Annotated in this window: 19 protein-coding genes; 8 read left to right on the forward strand and 11 right to left on the reverse strand. The window is 72.0% G+C overall.

Going from position 1 to position 22,438, the window contains the following annotated elements; translation table 11 throughout:
- Positions 1-34: 34 nt before the first annotated feature.
- Together KBX21_RS00540 and KBX21_RS00545 are read right to left on the reverse strand one after the other, a co-directional pair.
- Positions 35-1,180: a VCBS repeat-containing protein gene (locus KBX21_RS00540; RefSeq protein ID WP_307869119.1), complete on the reverse strand. Its 1,146-nt coding sequence runs from the start codon at positions 1,178-1,180 to the stop codon at positions 35-37.
- Between the two features lie 478 nt (positions 1,181-1,658).
- Positions 1,659-3,020: an MFS transporter gene (locus tag KBX21_RS00545; RefSeq protein ID WP_199776621.1), complete on the reverse strand. Its 1,362-nt coding sequence runs from the start codon at positions 3,018-3,020 to the stop codon at positions 1,659-1,661.
- 258 nt (positions 3,021-3,278) lie between these two features.
- On the opposite strand from KBX21_RS00545, the gene KBX21_RS00550 reads away from it, so the two are divergent.
- Positions 3,279-4,553, forward strand: coding sequence for an NAD(P)/FAD-dependent oxidoreductase (locus KBX21_RS00550; protein ID WP_210840642.1), 1,275 nt, complete (start codon positions 3,279-3,281; stop codon positions 4,551-4,553).
- Here the strand turns inward: KBX21_RS00550 and KBX21_RS00555 are convergent.
- The 3 genes from KBX21_RS00555 to KBX21_RS00565 form a co-directional block, all read right to left on the reverse strand.
- Entirely contained in the window at positions 4,489-5,370 is an 882-nt protein-coding gene (locus KBX21_RS00555; protein WP_210840643.1) for a hypothetical protein, read from the reverse strand. The genes KBX21_RS00550 and KBX21_RS00555 overlap by 65 nt on opposite strands.
- 141 nt (positions 5,371-5,511) lie before the next feature.
- Entirely contained in the window at positions 5,512-6,195 is a 684-nt protein-coding gene (locus KBX21_RS00560; protein ID WP_210840644.1) for a nucleoside/nucleotide kinase family protein, read from the reverse strand.
- A 159-nt stretch (positions 6,196-6,354) separates the two neighbouring features.
- Complete coding sequence (locus tag KBX21_RS00565) at positions 6,355-6,891, reverse strand: NUDIX hydrolase family protein (RefSeq protein ID WP_017543466.1); 537 nt, start codon at positions 6,889-6,891, stop codon at positions 6,355-6,357.
- Between the two features lie 458 nt (positions 6,892-7,349).
- On the opposite strand from KBX21_RS00565, the gene KBX21_RS00570 reads away from it, so the two are divergent.
- Entirely contained in the window at positions 7,350-7,703 is a 354-nt protein-coding gene (locus KBX21_RS00570; RefSeq protein WP_049575223.1) for an STAS domain-containing protein, read from the forward strand.
- A gap of 117 nt (positions 7,704-7,820) precedes the next feature.
- Here KBX21_RS00570 and KBX21_RS00575 read toward each other — a convergent pair whose 3' ends face one another.
- Together KBX21_RS00575 and KBX21_RS00580 are read right to left on the reverse strand one after the other, a co-directional pair.
- A complete protein-coding gene (locus KBX21_RS00575; protein WP_210840645.1) occupies positions 7,821-9,611 on the reverse strand; it encodes a PH domain-containing protein in 1,791 nt (596 codons plus the stop codon).
- A complete protein-coding gene (locus KBX21_RS00580) occupies positions 9,608-10,105 on the reverse strand; it encodes a PH domain-containing protein (protein WP_049575216.1) in 498 nt (165 codons plus the stop codon). Before KBX21_RS00580 ends, KBX21_RS00575 begins: the two co-directional genes overlap by 4 nt.
- A gap of 121 nt (positions 10,106-10,226) precedes the next feature.
- Here KBX21_RS00580 and KBX21_RS00585 point away from each other — a divergent pair, with 121 nt between their 5' ends.
- Positions 10,227-11,135 (forward strand): SPFH domain-containing protein, encoded by a 909-nt coding sequence (locus KBX21_RS00585; RefSeq protein WP_049575212.1) that lies wholly within the window; start codon positions 10,227-10,229, stop codon positions 11,133-11,135.
- A 16-nt stretch (positions 11,136-11,151) separates the two neighbouring features.
- Positions 11,152-11,400, forward strand: coding sequence for a hypothetical protein (locus KBX21_RS00590; RefSeq protein ID WP_210840646.1), 249 nt, complete (start codon positions 11,152-11,154; stop codon positions 11,398-11,400).
- 144 nt (positions 11,401-11,544) lie between these two features.
- Here KBX21_RS00590 and KBX21_RS00595 read toward each other — a convergent pair whose 3' ends face one another.
- A complete protein-coding gene (locus tag KBX21_RS00595) occupies positions 11,545-13,209 on the reverse strand; it encodes an FAD-binding dehydrogenase (protein WP_210840647.1) in 1,665 nt (554 codons plus the stop codon).
- Positions 13,210-13,356: 147 nt separating this feature from the next.
- Complete coding sequence (locus KBX21_RS00600) at positions 13,357-14,451, reverse strand: alcohol dehydrogenase catalytic domain-containing protein (protein WP_210840648.1); 1,095 nt, start codon at positions 14,449-14,451, stop codon at positions 13,357-13,359.
- A gap of 246 nt (positions 14,452-14,697) precedes the next feature.
- On the opposite strand from KBX21_RS00600, the gene ddaH reads away from it, so the two are divergent.
- Together ddaH and KBX21_RS00610 are read left to right on the forward strand one after the other, a co-directional pair.
- Complete coding sequence (ddaH, locus tag KBX21_RS00605) at positions 14,698-15,537, forward strand: dimethylargininase (protein WP_049575196.1); 840 nt, start codon at positions 14,698-14,700, stop codon at positions 15,535-15,537.
- A 215-nt stretch (positions 15,538-15,752) separates the two neighbouring features.
- The gene (locus tag KBX21_RS00610; RefSeq protein ID WP_049575192.1) at positions 15,753-16,376 is read left to right on the forward strand and encodes a TetR/AcrR family transcriptional regulator; all 624 of its coding nucleotides are present in this window, start codon (positions 15,753-15,755) and stop codon (positions 16,374-16,376) included.
- Between the two features lie 202 nt (positions 16,377-16,578).
- Here the strand turns inward: KBX21_RS00610 and speB are convergent, their stop codons facing one another.
- The gene (speB, locus tag KBX21_RS00615) at positions 16,579-17,547 is read right to left on the reverse strand and encodes an agmatinase (protein ID WP_049575188.1); all 969 of its coding nucleotides are present in this window, start codon (positions 17,545-17,547) and stop codon (positions 16,579-16,581) included.
- Between the two features lie 141 nt (positions 17,548-17,688).
- On the opposite strand from speB, the gene KBX21_RS00620 reads away from it, so the two are divergent.
- Together KBX21_RS00620 and KBX21_RS00625 are read left to right on the forward strand one after the other, a co-directional pair.
- A complete protein-coding gene (locus KBX21_RS00620) occupies positions 17,689-19,269 on the forward strand; it encodes a PucR family transcriptional regulator (protein WP_210840649.1) in 1,581 nt (526 codons plus the stop codon).
- A 411-nt stretch (positions 19,270-19,680) separates the two neighbouring features.
- Positions 19,681-21,027, forward strand: a complete 1,347-nt coding sequence (locus KBX21_RS00625; protein ID WP_234004029.1) for a GAF domain-containing protein — start codon at positions 19,681-19,683, stop codon at positions 21,025-21,027.
- A 305-nt stretch (positions 21,028-21,332) separates the two neighbouring features.
- Here KBX21_RS00625 and KBX21_RS00630 read toward each other — a convergent pair whose 3' ends face one another.
- Positions 21,333-21,947: a hypothetical protein gene (locus tag KBX21_RS00630; protein ID WP_049575185.1), complete on the reverse strand. Its 615-nt coding sequence runs from the start codon at positions 21,945-21,947 to the stop codon at positions 21,333-21,335.
- Between the last annotated feature and the right edge of the window lie 491 nt (positions 21,948-22,438).

Genomic DNA, 22,438 nt, shown 5'->3' on the forward strand with positions numbered 1-22,438 from the left:
GAAGACGGACTCCCGTCCCCTGACTCCGGCTGCCCTACAAGCCTTCGGTGGTGAACTCGACCGGCTCCTGGTCGAAGCCGCCGGGTCCTCCCGGGAACAGCACGTACCCCGTGACGCCCTCCGGCATGGACGGTCGCACGGTGCTCAGCAGCAGGTCCGGGTGCCCGTCACCGTCGTAGTCGGCCAGCGCGTGGTGGTGGTAGGAGCCGAGGTCGCCGCGCTCCGGGACCGTCAGGGCGGCCGCCCGCTCACCGGTCAGGCCCTCCGGGCCGCCGAACAGCAGGGTGGCGGTCTCGTGGGAGTGGAACGGTCCGGTCATGGCCACCGCGTCGTCGTACCCGTCGCCGTCGACGTCACCCACCAGGAGGCCGTTGCCGAACCCGTCCCCGTCCTCGGCTTCGCCGGGAACGCCCTCGCTGTCGAGGGTGAGGCGGCTCGGTTCGGCGTCCAGGAAGCCGTCCCCGCCCGCGTAGGCGTCCACGTACCCCGGGTGCAGTTCGTCCTCGTACCCCGGCTCGTTGTTGGGAATGCCGCTGACCCCGATGAGCAGGTCGGGGTGGGCGTCGCCGTCGAAGTCGCCGTTCGCGTACGCGTGGCTCAGCCCCGTGTCGCCGACGACCTCCTGGGCGGGGCCGTCCGGTCCGGAACGGAGTACCAGGTGGGGTGCGGGGGACTCGTCGCGGTTGCGTACCAGCAGCAGGTCCAGCGCCGCGTCGCCGTCGGCGTCGATCACGTCGAGCTCGGCGTCCGCGGCGTCGTCGGGCAGGGTCACCTCGCGGCTCTCGGCGGCGGAGCCGTCCCGCTCGAAGGGGCCCCGGTGGAAGGTGGTCTCGAACTCGTCCATCGGGGAGCCCTGGAGGTGGTCGAGGACGGTGACGTCGGTGTTCCCGTCACCGTCGAAGTCCCCGACGACCAGGGACACCGCGTACATGCCCCTCGGGTCGTCCATCTCCAGCCAGGGCAGGGGCTGGGCCTCTCCGGAGGGGCCCTCGGGTCCGCCCCACACCACGTAGCCGCTTCCGGCGTCCACGAGCAGGTCGGTGTGGCCGTCACCGTCGAGGTCACCGGTGTCCAGGACGGTGAGGAGCTCGCCGTCGTCGGCCAGACCCAGGTCCTCACGGGTCAGGGTGACGGAGCGGTCGGGGGACAGCCCGTCCGATCCGCCGAGCAGTACGCCCACGTAGGGCTGGCCGGTCTCCGGGTCTCCGGTGCGTCCGCTGATCGGCAGGTCCGTGTAGCCGTCGCCGTTGACGTCGTCCGCGGTCGGGGTGGTGCTGCTGGTGTTCTGTGCATCGTCGAGGTCTGTGCTCGGGGCGCCGCAGGCGGCCGTGGCCAGGAGTACGAGCGCCGCGCTCAGGGGGACGGTGGTTCGGTGAAGGATGGGGCCTCCCAGGTGAGGAGGACGGGGAGTCCGTCCGGTGGGTGGGCGGCACGGGGGCCGCGGGGGTTCACCGGTTCAGGGGCGTGGTCCCGGGTCGCTCCGGGCCGCTTGGTACACCCTTCCGTGTACCTCCCGATGGATAAGTGCGCTGTGAAGGCGGGAGGAACACGAGGTGGCGGCCGTGCGGACCGGGTGCCCGTGACAGACGGATGGGCCGGTGCGGCTCTGCCGCACCGGCCCATCCGGTGTTCCTTGGGAGGGATCCCCCCTCACCCGGTCACTTGGTCACCTTGGCGGAGATGGTGTCCAGGTCGTCGTGCCGGGTCTCGCGGCTGACGATCAGCGCGCCCAGGGTGATGGTGCCGACCAGGATCAGGTAACCGCCGACCCAGGCCAGGCCGAAGGTCCCCGCGAGCCAGGTCGCGATGTAGGGCGCGAACGAGGCTCCCAGCAGGCTCGCCAGGTTGTAGGCGGCCGAGGCGCCCGTGTAACGGACCTTGGTCGGGAACAGCTCGGGCAGGACCGCCGCCATGGGGCCGAAGGTCAGTCCCATCAGGGACAGGCCGATGATCAGGAAGGCCATCACGCCGACGGTCCCGCCGCTGCCCATGAGCGGGCCCATGGCGAAGCCGAACACGATGATCGCGGAGGTGACCGTGATCAGGACGGGCCTGCGGCCGAACCGGTCTGCGAGCAGCCCGGAGATCGGCGTGAACAGCGCGAAGAACAGGACGCCGATGAGCAGGAAGACCAGGAAGTCGGTGCGCTCGTAGCCCAGGCCGGTCTCCGCGTCGGTGCCAAAGCCCAGGGAGAAGACCGTCATGAGGTAGAAGAGCACGTAGGTGGCCAGCATGATGAGCGTGCCGATGACCACGGCGGGCCAGTTGTGGCGGAAGACCTCGACGATGGGGGTCTTGACCCGTTCACCGGAGGCGATGACCTTGGCGAAGGCGGGCGTCTCGTGCAGGGTGAGCCGCACCCACAGGCCGACGATGATCAGCACGGTGGACAGCAGGAACGGGATGCGCCAGCCGTAGGCCAGGAAGGCCTCGTCGGTCATGGTCTGGCTGAGGATCAGGAAGACGCCGTTGGCGAGGAAGAAGCCGATGGGCGCGCCCATCTGCGGGAAGGTCCCGTAGAAGCCGCGCTTGCCGGGGGGAGCGTTCTCGGTGGCCAGCAGTGCCGCACCACCCCACTCGCCGCCCAGGCCCAGACCCTGGCCGAACCGGCACAGCGCCAGCAGCAGCGGCGCCGCGACTCCGATCTGCGCGTAGGTCGGGAGCAGGCCGATCGCGATGGTCGCGACGCCCATGGTCAACAGGGACGCCACCAGTGTCGCCTTGCGGCCGATCCGGTCGCCGAAGTGGCCGAACACCCAGGAGCCGATGGGGCGTGCCACGAAGGCGATGGCGAAGGTCGCCAGCGACTGGAGGCGGGCCGCCATCAGGTCGCCCTCGGGGAAGAACAGGTAGGGGAAGACCAGGACCGCTGCGGTCGCGTAGATGTAGAAGTCGTAGAACTCGATGGACGTGCCCACAAGGCTCGCCGTGAGGACCTTCCGCTTCGGGTTGGTCGGTGGCGCGGCCGTCTCGGCTTGTGGCCGTTCCGGCGCCGGGTTGTCTTCGGCGACGTCCTTCATGAGTGAGTTCTTTCCAGGTCAGTGCGGGTTGTTGGAGGGATGCTAGCCGCGGTGGACGCTATATGGAACTTTTGTCTCAACATGTGGACACTTGGGGTGGGGGTGGGCGTCCTCGTGTGAGAGCGGACGAAACGGGATCAACTGCCCTGCCGGTCCTCCCGCCTCCACGGTGATCCCTCTCACCGGCCCCCGTGTCACGTTTCAGGACACCCGTCCCGTCATGTGGTTCGACACCGCTCGAAGTATCGAGGAGGACCCATGACACACCAGATCCTGGTGCTCGGCGCGGGCTACGCCGGGCTCGCCGCGGCCGGACGGGCCGCGCACACCATCCGGGGGAACGGGCTCGACGCCCGCGTCACCCTGGTCAACGCCGCCCCGGACTTCGTCGAACGCGTTCGCCTCCACCAGGTCGCCGCGGGACAGAGCGTCGGAGTCCACCCCCTGACGACCTCCCTGGACGGCACCGGGATCGACCTGGTCGTCGGGCTGGTCGAGCAGGTGGACACCGAACGGCGTACGGTCCGGGTCCGCACGGGTCGGGAGGACGGCACTGCGCCGCTTGAGCGCGAACTCGGCTACGACACCCTCGTCCACGCCCTCGGCAGTCACGAGGGCGACGCCGGGGTCCCCGGCGTCGCCGAACACACCCACCACGTGGCCACCTTGTCCGGAGCCCGGGCCCTGGAACGACGGATCCGCGAGGAGCGGCCCCGCGCCCTGACCGTGGTCGGTGGCGGATTCACCGGCCTGGAGGTCGCCGCCGAACTCGCCGAGAGCCACCCGGACGTGCGGATCGAACTGGTCACCCGAGGCCGCGTCGCCGCCGACGCCAGCCCGCGCGGGCGCTCCCATGTCCGCCGGGTCCTGCGCCGCCTGGGCGTGGCCGTCCGCGAACACGCCTCCGTGTGCGAGGTCGACGCCGCCGGACTCCGCCTGGCCGACGGTTCCCGCGTGCGCGCCGACCTCGTGGTCTGGAACGCGGGCTTCGGGATCGCGGGGCCCGCCGCTGGGACCGGGATTGAGGTCGACGCCGACGGGCGCGCCGTGGTCGACGGGGCCCAGCGCTCGGTCTCCCACCCCGACGTCCTCGTGGTGGGGGACGCCGCGCACGCTCCGGGCCCGCGCGGAGGTGCCCTGCGGATGTCCTGCGCCATGGGGCTGCCCATGGGGTGGATCGCGGCGGACACGGCCACGGCGCGTGTGGCCGGGACCGAGCCCGGCCACACGTCGTACGGCTACCTGTTCCAGTGCGTCAGCCTGGGCCGCCGCGACGGGCTGATCCAGTTCGTGCGCCCGGACGACTCACCGGTCGGCTTCGTGCTCACCGGCCGCCTGGCCGCACTGTACAAGGAGTACGTGGTCTCCTCCGCCTACGGCGGTCTGAGGGGCGGGCAGGGCCGGGCCGACCAGTACCTGGCGCTGGTCCGCTGGTCCGCGCGCCGCCTCTCCCGTCGAGCGGACGCCCTCACCCGAAGGCGGGGTCTCCGGGAGCGGGCATCGTCAGCTCCGTCTCCCCGATCCCCTCGTTGAACCCGACGAAGGTGTGCGTGTGGGTGAACTCGCCGCTGGTGAACTCCAGCCGCACTGGGACCCCCTCCCCGTCCAGCCACACGGTGAACGGGGAGTCGGGGTACTCGGTCAGCTCGAGCGCGACGGGGGACGAACCGGGGGCGAACTCCGACACCGTGGATGCGAAGGTGCCGCCGTAACCGTGGCCCGCGACGGTCTCCCGGATCTCCTCGTAACCGTCCTCTCGGCTGCCCGTGGTGTACTCCACGGTGATCTCCTCCTCGCCCACGTGGGCGAGGTTCGTGGAGGTGTCCAGGATCTGGGACAGACTGGCGGCGGCGACCGCGGGGTCCGCGTGGAACTCGTCGGCGGGGGAGGGGTCACTGACCGCCGCGTAGTAGTCGTCCCCTGACACACGCAGGCTGTGCCCGGCTTCGGTGTAGTAGGTCACGTGCGCGGACTCCGCGCTCAGCCACGAGTGCAGGATCTCCTCGGGGGCGTTCGTGTACCGGTGTCCCGCGTTGCGGTCACGGAAGGGGTCGCCGCTCTCGTGGGACTGGCGGACCTGGACCTCGTAGTCGTCGGCCGTCTCCACGCGCTCGACGGCCGTTCGGAGGCTGGCCTCGGCGTCGGTCAGGTCGTGGGCGGCCCCGTCCGTCTGGCCGGGGCCCTCCCGGGGCTGTTCCGGACCTTCGCCCGCCGTGCCGCCGAGGCTCTCGGGCAGGTGGGAACATCCGGTCAGGGTCAGTACCAGGGCGGTCGCTCCCAGGACCAGCGGGAGCCGTCCGGGGGCGGTCGGAGACAGCAAGTGCCGGGTGCGGTGCGGGGGGCTCTGCATCTCTCTCCTCGAGGGGGTCGTGGAGCGCTGTCGGATCGCACGAACAAACACCGTGTTGTTTATGGCCAACTGGTGGTTCACCAGTGTGGGCGCTCGCCCGGGGCCAACGGTTCGCTCCTCGCGCGGACAGGGGGAGGGGTCTCAGCGCGCGGAGTAGCGGTCCCGTGAACCGAGCCTGGGAACCCCGCTCACCCGCACGACCCGGGTGCAGTGGTCCCGCAGCCCCTTCACCAGCTCGCCGTTGGGTCGGTCGCTGCGCTCGACCCACTCCTGGGCGGCGCTCACGCTCGCGCCACCGGCCATCTGACGGCGACGCAGCCGACGCTCACGCACGCGGTCCTCCGCCTCCACGTACCAGAGCTCGGCGAACAGCCCGCGCACCCCGGTCCATGGCTCCTCGTCGCTGGCGAGGTAGTTGCCCTCGGTCACGACCAGCCGCGTGCTGGGTCCGATCGCGTGCTGGGCGGCGATGGGTTCGTGCAGCCTGCGGTCGTAGTCGGGGACGTACACCGGGCTGTCGGTCTCGGCCAGGAGTCGGCGCACCATCGCCAGGTAGCCGTGGGCGTCGAAGGTGTCGGGCGCCCCCTTGCGATCGCGTCGGCCCAGCCGCTCCAGCTGCGCGTTGGACAGGTGGAATCCGTCCATGGGCAGGTACCCGGCGGTGCCCGCGCCCGCTCGCTCGTCGACCGCGTGCACCAGATAGCGCGCCAGGGTGGACTTGCCAGCGGCAGGGGCGCCGGTCAGGCCGAGAATCACGCGTGCGGGACCCTCGGGCGGGTCCTCGGGTACCAGGGAGAGCGCGTCGGCGACGAGGGATTCGAGCATGGCCTCCAGCCTAGACCCACTCCCCGTAGGAGATTCGGAGTCACGTCGGCGATCGTCGCCGAACCCGGGCCCCGAGTCCGTCGCGGACACGGGGCCCAGAGCGAGCGAGGGGCCGTCAGGAGGGGCCGACCGTGGCGGGAGCCGCCACGGCCGCATCGGTCACGGGGCGTGTCCCACGTAGGCGAGAGCCTGGCGGACCAGCACGCCCTGCCCGCCGGGCATGTCCGCCCGCACCTGCGGGCTGGTGGCCTCCTCGGGGGTGAACCACACCAGGTCCAGGGCGTCCTGGCGGGGCTGGCAGTCACCGCTCACCGGCACCACGTAGGCCATGGCCACCGCGTGCTGGCGCGGGTCGTGGAACGGGGTGACCCCGGGGGTGGGGAAGTACTCGGCGACGGTGAACGGCTGAGGTGAGCTGGGGATGCGCGGCAGGGCGACCGGACCCAGGTCCTTCTCCAGGTGGCGCAGGAGCGCGTCGCGTACGCGCTCGTGGTAGAGCACCCGCCCGGAGACCACGGAACGGTTGAAGCTGCCGTCGGGGTCGGCGCGCATCAGCAACCCCACGTGGGTCACCGACCCCGACTCGTCCACCCGCACGGGCACCGCCTGGACGTAGAGCACGGGCATGCTGGCGCGGACGCTGTCCAGCTCCTCGGAGGAGAACCAGCCGGGCTGGGTGTCAGCGGTTTCGGTCATTGGGGTCGCGGTCGACGGTCTGCTCGGGGCAGCCGCGTACCGCTCCCTCCCTTCGCTCTCTTCGTGTCCATGAGGGCCGTCGGTGCCCCTCCCGCAGGGGGAACGGTGCCACCGGCCGACACACGGGTGTCCAAGTACCGCTTTTACCGCACGAACGCGCGGAAAGCACGGTGCGGGGGCCGGATCGGGAGTGTCCGAGAGAAAGGAGTGGGGGTCCTGTGGACGCGGGGCCCCACGACGACTCGGCCAAACACGGGAGATGGTGACACCCCGGTGAGGGTCGGGTCATATCGGCGAGATTCCGGCGGATTTTCTCATGGAAACCCTCCCGGAAGCTCACTGGAGAGGTTACGATCTCGTACGCGGTTGCGTAGTGGAAAGGTTACGTCCGGTGAGAGGTGGCCCGAGTGGCGAAGGATGGCCCGTTCTCGGCCCAGGAACGTTTTCCCTGCACGGGAGTGACGGTGGTGCGCGTCCACGGTGAGGTGGACCTGGCCACCGCCGACCGACTTCGGGAGCGACTGCTCCAGGCCGCGCAGGCCTCGCGGTGCGACTGTCTGGTCGTGGACATGTCGCGGATCGGCTTCTTCGACGCCAGCGGAGTGCGCGCCCTGGTCGCTGTCTACCAGGTACTGACCGGGCAGGGCAGGCACGTGGTCCTGGCCGAACCGGCGCCCATCGCCGAGCGGGTGCTGGAGGCGCTCGGGATGCGGCGGCTGTTCGAGGTCTATCCCATGGTGGAGATGGCGCTCACCCACACCAGCGGTCTGCGCGTGGACGGCGAACCCATCTTCGACAATCCCGTGCCCTGACCCGTCGAACCTCGGGCGCGACCGTGCCCGGAGACGACGCGTGTCCCGGCGCCCCGGGGAAGTGGGGCGCCGGGACACGGTTCCGGACGAGTGCGGTCGGGGGTCGACCCCCGAACGCTAGGGCAGCACGGAGGTCCCGGACTCCGAGCGCTCGCCGTCGCCGCCCGTACGCACCAGGAACGGCGCCAGGAGCTTGGGAACGGCCTCGTCCGCCCAGCCCAGGCCCTGCCCCAGCCCGACGTCCAGGGCCGTGTACATCCCCTCGCCGGAAGCCGTGGTGGCCGCCACGTCGGCCAGTCCGAGCCGGCGCTGGAACGGTGACCGCGTGATCCGCCAACCGATCACCGCCGCCCGCTCCAGTGTCACGGTGTCGCGGGAGGCCATCCCCTTGCGCACCACCAGGTACCTGGGGTGCAGGCCGTGGCCCAGACCCCGGTAGGAGCCGAGTGCGAACCAGAACGCCGCCACGGCGAACAACAGCGCCGCCGCGAACCAGCCCCAGCCCGGGGTGGCCTCGACGGTCGGAGTGGCCAACGGGAACGGTATGAACTGTTCCTCCGCCGACCGCAGGGCGTCCCACCAGGCCTGGGTGGCCACCTGGTGGAGCCAGGCGAGCCCACCGGCCAGGGCCACCCCCACGAGCGAGCAGACCGCCGCCCGGGTGAACCGGCGGCGCAGGGCCGCCCTCGGGTGGCGGGCCAGCGGCACGTCCAGCGCCGAGGTCGGCTCGTTCATCAGGTCGGCGCCCAGTTCACGGGCCCGCTTCCCGGGCATGGCGGGTGACAGGCGGCTCTTGGCCTCGGTCTTCTCCGCGTCACCGGCGGACAGACCCGTGGCCACCGCGCGCACGGAGGCCCCGCCGACCGACCTCAGCACGAAGGGTTCGTGGAGCACCACACCGTTGAGGCGGCGGCCCTCCACCGACAGCGACACGCTCGTCAGCAGACCCCGCCGCAGCCGCACGGTGCCGTCGGGCTCACGGACGAGCCGGTAGTCCCACCAGGTCTCCACGGCGACCAGGAGCAGGACGGCCACGCCCGACACCAGCAGTGCCAGCAGCAGGCCCGGGACGACCAGCAGCAGCTGTCCCATCACGAACCCGGACATCTCCTCGGCGCTGGGCAGGTTGGCCTGCTCGGAGATCCACCTCCAGCCGTGGCCGCCGCTCTGGGCGTTGATGCCGAGCAACGCGGCGATCACACCGAGGCCGATACCGAAGGTCGCCGAGGTGGCGGGCGCGTAGGCGAACCAGCGCGGGTTCAGCCGGGCGAGCTCGGTCTCCTCGTCGTCGGGGACCTCCTCCGAGCCGTTCTCGGAGCCCCCGGCGCCCACGGAGCCCGTGGACGGGGCGGTGCGGCGCAGGAGTTCCCGGCGCAGACGCTCACCCTGCTCCGCGGTCACGTACTCCAGCTTGAGCTGGTCCCCGCCGCCGGAACCGGCCGACTCACCGGTCCCCACGGTCACCGAGCACAGGCCGAAGATCCTCGTGTGGAGGGGGGCGGCCACGTCCACGGTGCGCACGCGTTCGCGGGGGATGGACCGGTAGGCCTTGGCGATCACTCCCGAGCGCATCTCCATGCGCTCGGCGGTGACCTGGTAGCGCACCGCACGAAGGCGCACCATGTCCAGGTACGTCATCACGCCGACGAAGGCCAGGGTCGCCGGGAGGGGTGCCAGTGCCCACCAGGAGAGCCCCACGACGACCAGGACGATGGTGCCCACGACGGCCGCCGGGACCAGGAAGAGGGACGCGATGACCGCGCTGGCCCACACGCTGAGCGGGCTCAGCCCCTCCCAACCGTCCTCGGCGCCCTCCACGGGGGGTACGGGGTGTTGCGGGGCGGCCGCGCCGTGGACGGACTCCACGGGAGGGCCCTCCTCGGCGCGGTGGTCGTCGTGGGAGGTCATGTCGCGTCCCCCGGAATCGCCTCGGTGCTGTCGGTGAGCTGGTCGGCCACCTCGGTCGCCAGCTGGTGGTCCAGGCCGCTGATCTCGATCGGCCCGGCGGCCGAGGCGGTCGTCACGGTCACGCTCGACAGCCCGAAGGCTCTCTGGAGCGGTCCCCGTTCGGTGTCCACGGTCTGGATCCGGGACATCGGGGCGACCCGCCACTCCTGCCAGATCCACCCGCTGGAGGTGTAGACGGCGGTGTCGGTGACCTCCCAGCGGTGCACCCGGAACCGCCACTGCGGCATCACGACGGTGATCAGGAGCCCGATCCCGCCGACGACCCCGGCGGAGACCAGGAACCAGAAGCGCACCGGTTCCCAGATCAGCGCGGGAACGACCGGGATGACGGTGAGGACGACCGTCACAGCGAGGGCCCGCGTCGTCCACCACCAGATCGCGCGCCGGTCCACACGGTGGTTGGGCGGTCGCAGGCGCAGAGCGTCGGTGCTCATCGCGTCCACGTCTCCTCTCAGTCAGGGCCCCGGGGGGAGGCCGTTCATTAAAAGTGATATCACAATGCTATGCTCAAGTCATCACCGAAGTCTTGAGCCCCGATGGAAGGAAGGCCGACAGATGAGTGAGACGCCGAGTGTTGTCAGGCCAGCGCCGCAGTACAGGGAACGTGAGGCCTTCGGGTCCGGTGGCATCCCCATGTTCGTCGTGTCCCTCGTACTGTTCCTGGGCGGAGCCGCGATCGCGGCCCTTCCCCTGATCGGCCTGCACTGGTCCCTGGTCGTCGTCGGCGTCGTGATCGCGGTCGTGGGCGTCGTGCTGGCCGTCGGGCTCACGATGGTCGCGCCCAACGAGGCCCAGGTCGTCCAGTTCTTCGGCCGCTACGTCGGAACCATCCGCACCGACGGTCTGCGCTGGGTCAACCCGCTCACCGTGCGCAACGCGATCTCCACACGCATCCGCAACCACGAGACCTCCGTCATGAAGGTCAACGACGCCTCCGGCAGCCCCATCGAGATCGCCGCCGTCGTCGTCTGGCAGGTGGAGGACACCGCGCGCGCCTCCTTCGAGGTGGACGACTTCATCCAGTTCGTCTCCACCCAGACCGAGGCCGCCGTCCGTCACATCGCGGGCAAGTACCCCTACGACTCCTACGGCGACGACGCCGTGCCCTCACTGCGTGACAGCGCCGACGCCATCACCGAGCAGCTGTCCAAGGAGGTCGCCGAGCGGGTCGACGCGGCGGGCGTGAAGATCGTGGAGTCCCGGTTCACCCACCTGGCCTACGCCCCGGAGATCGCCCAGGCCATGCTCCAGCGCCAGCAGGCCAGCGCGATGATCGCGGCCCGCGCGGAGATCGTCGAGGGCGCCGTCACGCTGGTCGACCGCGCTCTGGAGCGCCTCTCGGACGAGGACGTCGTGGAGCTCGACGAGGAGCGCAAGGCGGCCATGGTCAGCAACCTGCTCGTGGTGCTGTGCTCGGACCGTCCCGCCAGTCCCGTCGTCAACACGGGGACTCTCTACCAGTAGATCCGGGTGAGGTGCCGTGCCCGAGCGCAAGAAGGTGCTGCTGCGGCTCGACCCCGCCGTCCACGACGCGCTCGCGCGGTGGGCCGGTAACGAGCTTCGCAGCACCAACGCCCAGATCGAGTTCCTCCTGCGCCGCGCCCTCGACGAGGCGGGCCGCATGCCGAAGGAGGCCAAGGACATCCCCCGCAGGGGGCGCCCCCGCAAGGACGATCCCGAGGGCCAGGAGGCTCCGCGGGACCGGGGAACGGGGCCGGAGCAGGAATGACGAGCCGGGTGTCCGACGGGCACCCGGCTCCCCCCTGCCGAGGGGAGGAATGGACGTCGTCCCTCGGCTCCGGTCTCCTGCTCCGTGCGCGTCCGGCCTGGAAACGGACGAGGGTGGGAGCGGCCCCCGCTCCCCGTCCCCCGCCTAGCCCAGGGCGGCCGCTGCGGCCCTGCCGGCGGTACGGCCGGAGAAGATGCAGCCGCCCAGGAAGGTGCCCTCCAGGGACCGGTATCCGTGGACGCCGCCACCGCCGAACCCGGTCACCTCACCGGCCGCGTACACCCCCGGCAGCGGTGTCCCGTCGGTCCTCAGCACGCGGGCGTCCAGGTCGGTGTGCAGGCCCCCGAGGGTCTTGCGCGTGAGGATGTGCAGGCGCACCGCGATCAGCGGACCGGCCTTGGGGTCGAGGATCTGGTGCGGCCTGGCCACCCGGGCCAGCTTGTCGCCCCGGTAGTTGCGGGCCCCGTGGATCGCCATGACCTGGAGGTCCTTGGTGAAGGTGTTCACCATCTCCCGGTCGCGCGCCACCACCTCGCGAGTCACGGTGTCGGCGTCGAGCACGTCGTCGCCCGCGACCTCCCTCATCTTCCGGATCAGCTCGGGCAGCCGGTCCGCGACCACGAAGTCGGCCCCGTTCTGCTTGAAGGCCTCCACCGGGCCCGGGGCGCCGGGCAGCACCCGCTGGAGGACCAGCCTGACGTCCTTGCCGGTCAGGTCCGGGTTCTGCTCCGAGCCCGAGAGCCCGAACTCCTTCTCGATGATCTTCTGTGACAGCACGAACCACGTGTACTCGTGGCCGCTGCTCATGATGTGGTCCAGCGTGCCCAGCGTGTCGAACCCCGGGAAGTACGGGGCCGGAAGCCGCTTGCCGGTCGCGTCCAGCCACAGCGATGACGGGCCGGGCAGGATGCGGATGCCGTGTCTGTCCCAGATCGGATCCCAGTTCTGGATGCCCTCGGTGTAGTGCCACATCCGGTCCCGGTTGATGATCTCGCCGCCGGCCTCCTCGGTGATGCCGAGCATGCGCCCGTCCACATGGGCGGGCACCCCCGACAGCATGTGCCGGGGCGCGGTTCCCAGTCGCTTCGGCCAGTTCCGGCGGACCAGGTCGTGGTTGGCGCCGATCCCCCCTGCGGTCACGACGACCGCCTGCGCACCGACCTCGAACTCGCCCACGGCGTCCCGGTTGCTGGCCCGGCCCCGCTCCACGTCGCTGGGGGCCAGCACCGTGCCCCGCACCCCGGTGACCGTTCCGTTGGTCACGACCAGCTCGTCCACCCGGTGACGGAAGCGCAGCGAGACCAGGCCGCGCTCGACGGCCGCGCGGACCCGGCGCTCGAAGGGTTCGACCACGCCCGGGCCCGTGCCCCACGTGATGTGGAAGCGCGGCACCGAGTTGCCGTGTCCGTCCGCGAGGTAGCCGCCGCGCTCGGCCCAGCCCACCAGGGGGAAGATCCTGAGCCCCTGCTGGCGCAGCCAGGAGTACTTCTCCCCGGCGGCGAAGTCCACGTAGGCCTCGGCCCACCGGCGCGGCCACTCGTCCTCGGGGCGGTCGAAGGCGGCCGTACCCATCCAGTCCTGGAGGGCCAGGTCCCTGGAGTCCCGGATGCCCATGCGCCGCTGTTCGGGGGAGTCGACGAAGAACAGTCCGCCGAACGACCAGAAGGCCTGGCCGCCCAGGGACTGCTCGGGTTCCTGGTCCAGCAGGATCACCCGCTTGCCCGCGTCGGCCAGTTCGGCCGTGGCGGCCAGCCCGGCCAGCCCCGCACCCACGACGACGACGTCGGCCTGGTCGGCTCCGGTACTCATGAGGATCTCCTAGGGGGTCGTCCGCGCCCCGGCGGGCGCGGCGTGCTCGATGGTCCCGACTGTGCACCCGTGTGGTTCGCGCGGCAAGGCGGGTGTGTGTCCCCCGCCACATCCTTTGTCAGGGGGTGACAATCCGGTCGAGCGCGCTCAGGCGCCGAAGCGGACCAGGGACCGCCCGCCCCGTCCCCGGCGCATGCGCTCGAAGGCGTCGGGGACTCCCTCCAGCGGGATCTCGTCGGTGACCATGGCCGCCAGTCGAAGGTCGCCCGAGCGGACCGCTCCGGCGAGCAGAGGGATGTCCCGGGCCGGGTCGGAGGATCCGTACACGCAGCCCTGGAGTGTGCGGGCCTGGTGGAACAGCTCCAGGGCGTTGAAGGACACCTCGTCCCGGTGCGACCCCACGCCCACCACCGTCACTGTTCCGCCCCGGCGCGCGGAGTTCCACGCGGTGCGCACCACCTCGGCCCGCCCCACCACCTCGAAGGCGTGGTCGACCCCGCGTCCGCCGGTGAGTCCCCGCACGGACCGGTGGGTGTTCGGATCGGCGACCAGGTAGTCGGTGGCGCCCAGCGAGCGGGCCAGGTTCTCCTTGTCCGGGGACACGTCCACCGCGATCAGCGGGTCGGCACCGGCGATCCGCGCCGCCTGGAGGAGCGACAGCCCCACACCGCCCAACCCCAGTACGAGGGCGGACTGGCCCGGGCGCAGCTTCGCGGCGTTGTTCACCGCGCCCCAACCGGTGAGCGCCGCGCAGCCCAGCACCGCCGCGACCGCCGGGTCGACACCGTCCGGCAACGGCACCAGGGCGGTGGCCGGAACGACGGTGGCCTCGGCGAACGCCCCCGTGTTCAGCCCCGGGTAGACGGGCGTGCCGTCGGTGAGCGCCGCGTAGGGGGAGAGGGTGCCGTCCAGGGCGTGCTCGCACAGGTGGGGTTCGCCCTGTTCGCAGAACCAGCAGGCCCGACAGGGCGGCGCCCAGTTCAGGATCACCTGCTGCCCCGGCACGACCCCGCTCACCCCGGGGCCGACCGCCTCCACGGTGCCCGCGCCCTCATGGCCGAGCACGGCGGGCCAGGTCTGCGCGAGGGTGCCGTCGGACAGCGAGAGGTCGGAGTGGCACACGCCCGCCGCGACCATCCGCACCCGCACCTGGCCGGGCCCCGGATCCGGCAGGACGACGTCGCGGATCTCGGGGGGTGCTCCGGTGGCGAGGAAGACGGCTGCCCTGACGGTGGTACTCATGGTGAGCTCTCCAATCGCGGAAGTCCCGCGACCCTAGCAAACCGGCTGGTCGGTCTCCTGCTCGGGTGCCGCCTCGCAGGGCCTGCCCCGGCCCTCTCGCCGGAGTCCGTCCAGTTTGTGGAAAGCCTGTGTTGGCGGGGCTTCGGGGCGGGTATCTCCCCTCTGTCCGCCGGAGGACGCGGTCCGGTCACTGCCCGGACCGGCGCGCACCGTCCGGTCTCCGGCACGCCTCGACGGGGAGGTTCCATGGTTCGACCCGACGGCCCCACGGCCGCGCCCTCACGACGGCACTACCTGATGTGCCGACCCACCTACTTCGCGGTGGACTACGCCATCAACCCCTGGATGGACCCGGCGGTCGGGGTGGACCGCCCCCGGGCCATCCGCCAGTGGGAGGGGCTGCGGGACCTCTACCGCTCCCTCGGGCACCGGGTCAGCGAGATCGCGCCGATCGAGGGGCTGCCCGACATGGTCTTCGCGGCCAACGGCGCGCTGGTCGTGAACGGGCGCGTCTACGGCGCCAGGTTCGCCAGTGCCGAGCGCACCCCGGAGGGCCCCGCCTTCCTGGACTGGTTCCGCCAGGAGGGGTACACCGAGACCCTGGAGCCCAAGTACGTCAACGAGGGCGAGGGGGACTTCATCACGCTCGACGACGTGGTTCTGGCCGCCACCGGGTTCCGCACCGAGGCCGCCGCCCACCAGGAGGCCGAACGCCTCCTGGGTCGCCCGGTCGTCACCCTGCAACTGGTCGACCCGCGCTTCTACCACCTGGACACCGCGTTGTTCGCCCTGGGGGGAGACCGGATCGTCTACTACCCGGGCGCCTTCTCCGAGGGCAGCCGCAGGGTGCTGCGCTCGCTCTTCCCCGACGCCCTCGTCGCCACGAAGGAGGACGCGTCGGTGCTCGGACTCAACGCGGTCTGCGACGGCCGGAACGTGGTCATCGCGGCCGAGGCCACCGCGCTCGCCGACCGCCTGCGGGGGCTCGGCCTCACGGTCCACCCGGTGGAACTGGACGAGCTGCGCAAGGCCGGCGGCGGGGCCAAGTGCTGCACGCTCGAACTGCGGGACGCGCCCACGGAGTGACCCATCCGGTTGACCGGCCACGGGCGGACTCCGCGCACCCGCGCGGGCGTCCGCCCCCGGGCCCCGGCCGCTGTGGGATGCGCCACGTGCCCGATCCGCCCCGGTGGTGGCCGCACAGGTCACGCCCACGCCGGTCCGGCGCCTCGGATCCGTCCCGGCGACCCCGGACCCACGACCCACGGCCGCCGTCACCGGCCCCCTTAGGCTCGGTTCACGTGACGACCAAACAACGCAGACTTCCGCGCGCGGTCAGGGAACAGCAGCTGATCGACGCCGCCGTCTCCGTGTTCTCCCGCGGCGACTACCGCACGGTCAGCGTCGACGAGATCGCGGCGGCCGCCGGGACCTCCAAACCGACGGTGTACCACTACCTGGGTTCCAAAGAAGGAATCTTCGTCGCCTGCGTGCGCCGGGAGATGGAGCGGTTGGTCGAGGCGGTCCGAACCGCCGTCCACGACCCCGGCGCCCCCGAGGACGACGATCCGCTGCGCCGGGGGATGCAGGCCTTCTTCACCTTTGTCGTGGACAACCGCGAGAGCTGGACCGTCCTCTACCGGCGCGCCGCCGTCCAGGGCGAACCCTTCGCGGGCGAGACCACCCGGCTGCGCGACCGCGTCACCGCGGAGGTGGCCGAGCTCATCACCTCCTGCACCCGGGACGGCTACGGCTCCCTCGAACCCCGCGACGCCCAGCTGCTGGCGCGCGTGGCGGTGAGCACGGCCGACGCCTTCGCCGACTGGCTGCTGGACCACCCGGACGAGACCCCCGACACCATGGCCGGGCACGTCACCGCGCTCACCTGGTCGCACCTTCGCGATCGCCAGACGTCCGGCACCTGACGGCGGGGGCCGCCCGGCCAGCTGTCCTCGGTCACGGGGCGAGCCGGGGCCAGGCGCCCGGCGGGGGTCGAACGAGCGTCGGCATGGGTGGTGTGGGGCATCGAGGGCTTCGGGCGGATCGGTGTGGACGTGGTGATCCACACCGATACCGAAGGCCCTCTTCGTGTGTGGCGGGCGTGGTGGGTGCCACCGCCCTCCATGGTCAGTACACCTGGCCCTCGGACCTCCTCTGGTGGTTCAGGGCCAGCAGGCTGACCAGGTCGTAGGCCACGTGCGAGGCGGCCGTCGAGGTGATCTGGGCGTGGTCGTAGGCAGGGGCGACCTCGACCACGTCCGCGCCCACCAGGTTGAGGTCGGCCAGCCCGCGCAGGATCTCCAGGAGCTCTCGACTGGTCAGACCACCGGCCTCGGGGGTTCCGGTGCCGGGGGCGTGCGCCGGGTCGAGGACGTCGATGTCCACGGACACGTACAGCGGCCGGTTCCCGATGCGCTGGCGCAGGGCGTCGGCGACCTCGTCCACGCCCTTGCGCATGACGTCGGCCGAGGTGACGATCCCGAACCCGAAGCGGCGGTCCTCCTCCAGGTCGCGCTTGCCGTACAGCGGACCCCGCGTCCCCACGTGCGCGATCGCCTCGGTGTCGAGGATGCCCTCCTCCACCGCGCGACGGAACGGCGTGCCGTGGGTGTAGGGCTCGCCGAAGTAGGTGTCCCAGGTGTCCAGGTGGGCGTCGAAGTGCAGCAGGGCGATCGGACCGTGCCTGCGGTACAGCGATCGCAGCAGCGGCAGCGCGATGGTGTGGTCGCCGCCCAGAGTGACCAGCCTGGTCCCCGCCTCGACGAAGGCCGAGGCACCCTGGTCCAGGGTCTCCACGGCGTCACCGATCGAGAACGGGTTCACCGCGATGTCGCCGCCGTCCACCACCTGGAGGCGTTCGAAGGGCGCCACGTCCAGTCCCGGGTTGTACGGGCGCAGCAGGCGGCTGGCCTCACGAATCGCGGACGGACCGAAGCGGGCCCCGGGCCGGTAGGACACCCCGGTGTCGAAGGGGACGCCCACGACGGCCACGTCGGCGCGTTCGACCTGGTCGATGCGGGGCAGCCGGGCGAAGGTCGCCGGGCCCGCGAAGCGTGGGACGAGGCTGGAGTCGGTGGGGCCGATCGGGCTGTTCATCAGGTCCGTTCCTGTCGAGGGTGCGGTCCCGGCCAGCGTAGGGAGCGGCTAGGCTCCGCTCCAGTAGCCGAACCGTACGGGTCGGCTCCGTCCTTTGGACGAACCATCCAAAGCGTGCGTGGCGGGCGCGGACAGGGAGACATGGGCGAAGCAGTGAGTGGCCCCGACAGCCACGACGTGCCCCTGAGCGTGGTCACGGGCCGTCGCGACCTCGCCCTGACCACCGTGGTCCACGCGGGGGACCCCGCCATCACCTGGGCCGTGGCCAGCGAGATGGTCGAACCCGCCGCCTACCTGCGCGGCGGCGAACTCCTGCTCACCGCAGGGGTCAACCTGCCCGACACCCGCGACGGGGTGCTCGCCTACGTGGGCTCCCTGGTCCGCGCGCGGGTCGGCGCCCTCGGCTTCGGGGTGGCCCCGGTCCACGCGACCGTGCCCCCTCTCCTGGTCGAGCAGTGCCGCGCCCAGGGGCTGCCGCTGTTGGAGGTGCCAGGCCCCACCCCCTTCGCCGCGGTGAGCCGCGCGGTCGGCGAGGAGCTGGCGGAACGCCACCTGCGCGACGTGCGCCGCCTCGGCGAGGCCCACCAGGCTCTGGCCCGAGCGGTCGCCGCCCCCGCCCCCGTGGAGCGGGTCCTCACCGTGCTCGCCGAATCCCTGGGCGGCTGGGCGGTCCTGGAGCCCTCCGACCCGGCCGCGCCCGCCCACCGAACGCCCGGTGCTCCCCGCGTCGAGGACCCCGCCCTGCGCCCCCTCCTGGACCGCCTCACCGATCCGGCGGGACCACGGAGCGCCAAGGCTCTCAGCGGAACCGACGAGGTCTTCCTGCACACCGTCGGCTCCCCGCCCGAGGAGTCGGGAGTGGTCCTGGTGGGCCGCCGCACGCCCCTGGGCATCACCGACCGCGCCCTCCTGCGCACCGCCACCGCCCTGCTCGACCTGCTCTCCCGCACGGCGGACGACACCTCCGCGCTCCCGGGGAGGCTGCTCATCGGCCTCCTCCTGGACGGTGACCTCGACGAGGAGAGCCTGCCCCTGCTCACCGAACTCACCGGTCCGCGCGGCAGGGGAGACCGGTCCGGGCTCCACCGTGTGCTGCGTGCCCGGGCCCCGGGTGCGGGGGATCGCGCCGAGTCGGCGGACCCGCCGCTGGGCACGCGCCTGGTGGACCGGGTGCGGGCGGACGGGGACGGCGCCGCGACGGGGGACACCGTGCGCGCCGTGCTCGCGGACCGGGGAGAGGACGCCCACCGCGCCCACCTTGACCTGCTGCGGTCGTACGGGTGGACCGCCGCGCTCAGCTCGCCCGTGCCCCCGGGCGAGCTGCCCCGGGCCGACCGCCAGGCGGCCGCCCTGCTGGTCCGCGCGCGTGCCCTGGGGGCCCCGCTGCTCTGGGGCGACGACACCGACCCCTTCGACACGCTCCTGGACCCGGCCGACGCCGACGACCTCAGCCGGGCGCTCCTGGGGCCGCTGGCGGGGGAGACCAGGGCGGCCCGCACCCTGCGGGAGACCCTGCGCACCTGGTTGGCCCGCCACGGCAACTGGGATCGCGCCGCCAACGACCTCGGGGTGCACCGCAACAGCGTCCGCTACCGGATTGGCAGGATCGAGCGGGACCTGGGCGTGGACCTGACCGACGCCGAACAGCGCATGCGCCTGTGGTTCGCCCTCACCCGCCACACCGAGGGCGACCGGGGACCGACGGTCCGCAGGCGCGGGTAGCAGAGGCGTCCCGTCCCGTGGGGTGGTTGGCCGCTTCCGGTCACGGCCGCTCCCGCACCGGCGGTTCCGCGGACTCGGGCGGCGAAGCTCCTCTCAGCAGGGTGACCATGGTGAACAGCGAGGCGCGAGGGGCGGCGGTCCCTGCAGGAATCGGAAGGTTCTGTCCGAAACACCCTCCGAATAGAACGTGTCTCCCGGTTCCGTTGGCCCTGCCCGACCCGAACCAGGAAACTGGGGGTCTCCTTGACGAACCTGAGGACCTGGGGGCCACATGAACGCCTTTGCGCAGCGGATCGGCTCCCGGGCCACGGGCGGGTGGGGATCGGCCGGACACGGGGCCCCACCCGACGCGCGGAGTCGTGTCGCCCGGGGCCTGCTCCGTGGCGGAACCACACTGCGCCGGAGTCCACTGTGAACGGGCGGGGCCAGCCCCTGGGCCGTGGCCAGGGCGTGCGCCTCCCCTCGCTGGACACCGCGCTCCCCTTTGGGGCGAACGCGCGCGAACACGCGGTCCTGCTCCGGCGCGCCCACGACGCGCGGCTCACCGGACGTCCCACACCGGCGCCGCTGCGCCCCGTGATCGAGGACTCCTGGGGGCGCATGCGCCAGTTCGGCATCGATCCGGACAGCGCGCCGCCGCCCAAGGTGGCCCGGCTGGACGAACTCCAGCGCTTCCGGGACGCCTCACCGATCTCCGAGGTGCTCCCGCTGATCCGCCGCTCCCTGGTTTCGGTGGCCGACGAGGCCGAGCACATCATGCTGGTGACGGACGCCGCCGGGCAGGTGCTGTGGAGGGAGGGCTCCAACCGGATGCGCGCGATCAGCGACAGGGTCGGGCTGGTGGAGGGCTCCTACTGGAACGAGGGGAGCGTGGGCACCAACGCCATCGGCACCGCGCTCGTGGTGGGACGGCCTCTCCAGGTCTACTCCGCCGAGCACTACGTGCGCAGCCTGCACGCGCTCACCTGTGCCTGCGCCCCCGTACACGACCCCCGTGACGGGCGCCTGCTCGGAGCCATCGACGTGACCGGACCCGTCTCCACCGTCCACCCCTCCACCCTGGCCCTGGTCAGCGCGGTCGCCCAGTTGGCGGAGGCGCACCTGCAGGGCCTGCACCACGGTCACCTCGAGCGGCTGCGCTCGGTGGCGGCGCCGCTGCTGGCCGGCCTCACCCGCCCGGCGCTGGTGGTGGACGACACCGGGTGGACGGCGGCCGCCGTCCACATGGAGCCGGTCCGGCGGGTGCTGCTGCCCAAGCACTGCGAGACCGGGACCGCCTGGCTTCCGGCGCTGGGGGAGTGCGCCCTGGAGCCACTGCCCGGGGGCTGGCTGATCCGGCCGAGCCCGGGGGAGCGGGCCGTGCCCTCCACCGTGACCCTGGACCTGTCCCGTCCCGCCGCCACCGTGTCGGTGGCCGGAGACAGCGGCGAGTGGTCCCAGCGGCTGTCACCGCGCCACACCGAACTCCTCCTGCTGCTGGCCGTGCACCGTGACGGACGCTCCGGGGTACAGCTGTCGCACGACGTGTTCGGCTCCGACCGGCACGTGGTGACCGTGCGGGCCGAGCTCTCCCGGGTGCGGCGCAACCTGGGCGGGGTGATAGAGAGCCGCCCCTACCGCTTCTCCGACGACGTGCGGGTCCGCGTGCTCACTCCGGAGCCGCCGGTGGACCTGCTGCCCGGATCGTCCGCCCCGGGAGTGCGGGAACTGCGGGAGCGCGTGCGCAGGGAGGACCTGTTCGATCGCTCTGGGCGATGACGTCGCAACCTGTTGCAACCGTTGCCGACGACGCCTGGATGGGGTCAACTGTTTCCGCGCGGCCCGCTCACCGGTGGGCGGCCTCCGGGCAAGAGAGGGCACGGCGGGCTGTCCACCGGTGCGGGACGCGTCCGCGTCCTTCGCGCCTTGAGGGGGGTGACGAGGGCTGACAGCGGACGCGCGGACGGGCTGGTGCCCCGTGAGTATCGGGGGAGACTCCGGGGCCACCGCGCACACGACGGTACGGCCCAGGGATGTGTGCATCCCTGGGCCGTACCTTCACACAGGTGCCGGGTTCGTGCGGGTCACTCCTCCTCGGTGGGCGGCTCGGCCCCCTCGGGCGGCCCGGAGGCCGCGGCGTCCTTCTCCGGCGGCTTCGCGTTGGCGGGCGAGCACTGGAAGCAGTCCATCGTGAAGACCTCCTCCTCACCGACCAGACCGGTGAAGGCCCCTTGCAGGCTGTCGTCGCCGACCTCTCGTTCGGCGAGCGCCTCGATCAGCAGACGGCCCTCGAAGCTGATCTGTTCCCCGTCCCGGCTCTGGCCGGTGCACCGCACCTCCAGTCGGCCCCCGCGCGCCCCCTGATCCGGCGCGCCCTCGGCGCTCGGGGAAGCGGAGGTCTCCGCGCCGCCCGCCGTGACCGCGTCCTCGGCCAGGTCCTCGGAGGGTTCGGCGGACGGGCCGCCCTCGGGTACGGCGGTGCAGTCCAGGGGCGCGGCCACGGGATGGCCCTTGCGGGCGAAGGCGCGCTCGGCTCCGGGGCGCAGGACCGACACGGACAGGGCGTCGGCTGCTCGTTCCAGTTCCAGCAGGGCGGCGTCGGGGCTCTGCTCCGGTGCCTCGTCGGCGGTGCACGAGGTGAGCGGCGCGCACAGCAGCAGTGCCAGTGAAGCGGTGACGGTGGTCGAGCGGACTCCCATGACTTCCCCCTGGGGTCGTGGCGCCGTGTCCGGCGCACTGGTCCACCGAACCAATGTCGCTGATGCGGAGTAAGTGGCCTATGTCCCACTCGGGCGACAAGGGTGAAAAGTGCGTCATGTTCGAGTCATCCCTGTGTGAGTCGGAACACGCGAGTGGGTACCGTGCCGGGGAGACAACGGAACAGCCCGGCGGAGCGAGTGCGTGAAAGGGGAGGCCACACCCGGTCGAACCCGCAGTCACCGCCGCTGGGCTAGACTCGCAACATTTCCCGAACCGTGTTCCACCACGGTTCACTCCAGCCGAACGCCGCACCGTCACGCACCCCACGGCCCCGAGGCCACCGGGGACCAACGGTGAACCAACGGGTCGTCCCCGGCGTCGAACCAGGGATCAACGACGATCCCCGGATCGTCCCGCACCGACGGCCCACAGACCGTCCTTCCTTCGGAGGTGGATCGTGTCCGCTGACCACCGAGAGCAGCAGCCCAGC

Origin of the sequence: Nocardiopsis sp. B62, assembly GCF_018070675.1 — a bacterium.
Taxonomy (GTDB): domain Bacteria; phylum Actinomycetota; class Actinomycetes; order Streptosporangiales; family Streptosporangiaceae; genus Nocardiopsis; species Nocardiopsis prasina.